The 1,336-nt window shown below is 64.1% G+C and carries 1 protein-coding gene; it reads right to left on the bottom strand.

The features are described from left to right. Window positions 1-7: 7 nt before the first annotated feature. Entirely contained in the window at window positions 8-1,285 is a 1,278-nt protein-coding gene (locus EOS_RS43080) for an RNA-guided endonuclease InsQ/TnpB family protein (protein ID WP_047898357.1), read from the bottom strand. Between the last annotated feature and the right edge of the window lie 51 nt (window positions 1,286-1,336).

Raw genomic sequence — 1,336 nt, forward strand, 5'->3', positions numbered from 1 at the left:
CCCGCCGCTAAGCGTCTTGCGACGCTGTAGCGGGGGTTTCGCGGGTCACAGACTTTGACTTCGCGCGTTGCCGCGCCAGCGGTTTCGGTCTCGCCGCCACGCCCGTTCCAGGCGTGTGCGCATCGATCAGCACGACCGACGCACTGTTCTGGTCGCGTGGCATTTTGAGTCCGCAGTGCGGGCACTCATGCATGCGTTGCGCGAGCGTCTTGGGCACAATCTCCCAGCACGCGGCGCAGCGCTGCGACGGCTTTAATTGGCGCGTGTCTGACACATGCACTCGCGTACCAGCCTCTACCGCTTTGTACGCGAGCATGTGGTGCGCCATGCTCAATCCGGCCGACAGAATCTCGCGATTCAGTCCGGCCTTTTGCTTGACCCTCCGGCCGGGCTTGTCCAGCGTGCCCTTGGCCGAGCGGCTCATGTTCTGTGTGCGCAGTGCTTCGGTCGCGATGAGCGCGCAGGACTTGACGAGCCGAGTCGTTGTCTTGTGCAGGAACTCGCGGCGCAGGTGGCCGATGCGCTCGTGCAGCTTCGCTACTTGCTTGCCCAGCCGCTGATAGCGAATGGAGCCGCGCTTTTTCCTCGCCTGCTGCCGCTGCAGATCCGCCATACGCGGCATCTCGTTGCGCACGAATCGTGGATTGTCGATCGTCTCGCCGTTATCGAACGTGGCCCAGTCGGTCAGCCCGAAGTCGACGCCGCGATGCTCCTCACCCGTGCGGGCACGGGCGCAGGCGTCTTCCGAAACGCGCAGCGTGACCGAGGCGAACCACTCCCCGTTCTTGCGCGTGATCGTCAGATCGTTAGGCTTCGCGCCGTCGCCAAACCGGTGCTGGCCTCGGGCACGGATCGACATCGCATCCTCGCCGCTACCGAGGCGAAGGGTCGCGCCACGCGTGCCGTTCTGTGCGAGTTTCCAGCCCGCCGGATCCGGATAACAGAAGCCCGAAAACCGCTGGCTGGCCTTAAAGCGCGGGAACCCGGGCGTCTGCCCGGCTTTGATGCGGCGAAAGAACGCCTGAAACGCCAGATCGAGCTTGCGCAGGGTCTGCTGCAACGCGTGACTGCCGAGCTCGACGAACTCGGGACGAGCCGCCTTGATCTCTGGCAACGCGTTTTGCTGGTCGTAGTAGCTGATCGACCTCCCGGCCTTGCGGTATGCGTCGATGCGCTCCTCGAGCGCCGCGTTGTACAGCTCACAGTGCAAGCGGATCCACGACGTGAGGCGTTCGGCCTCGCGAGCGTTGGGGTAGAGCTTGAAGGTGACTTTGCGGCGTTCCATGACGACGAGGCTAGCACAAGAAAACCAACGGTATGGGCGTACGTCGACGCG

The organism is Caballeronia mineralivorans PML1(12) (assembly GCF_001028175.1).
GTDB classification, from domain to species: domain Bacteria; phylum Pseudomonadota; class Gammaproteobacteria; order Burkholderiales; family Burkholderiaceae; genus Caballeronia; species Caballeronia mineralivorans.

Bases quoted from the DNA above. Each gene is read 5' to 3' on its own strand.
- EOS_RS43080 (WP_047898357.1), bottom strand. From the start codon at position 1,285: ATGGAACGCCGCAAAGTCACCTTCAAGCTCTACCCCAACGCTCGCGAG.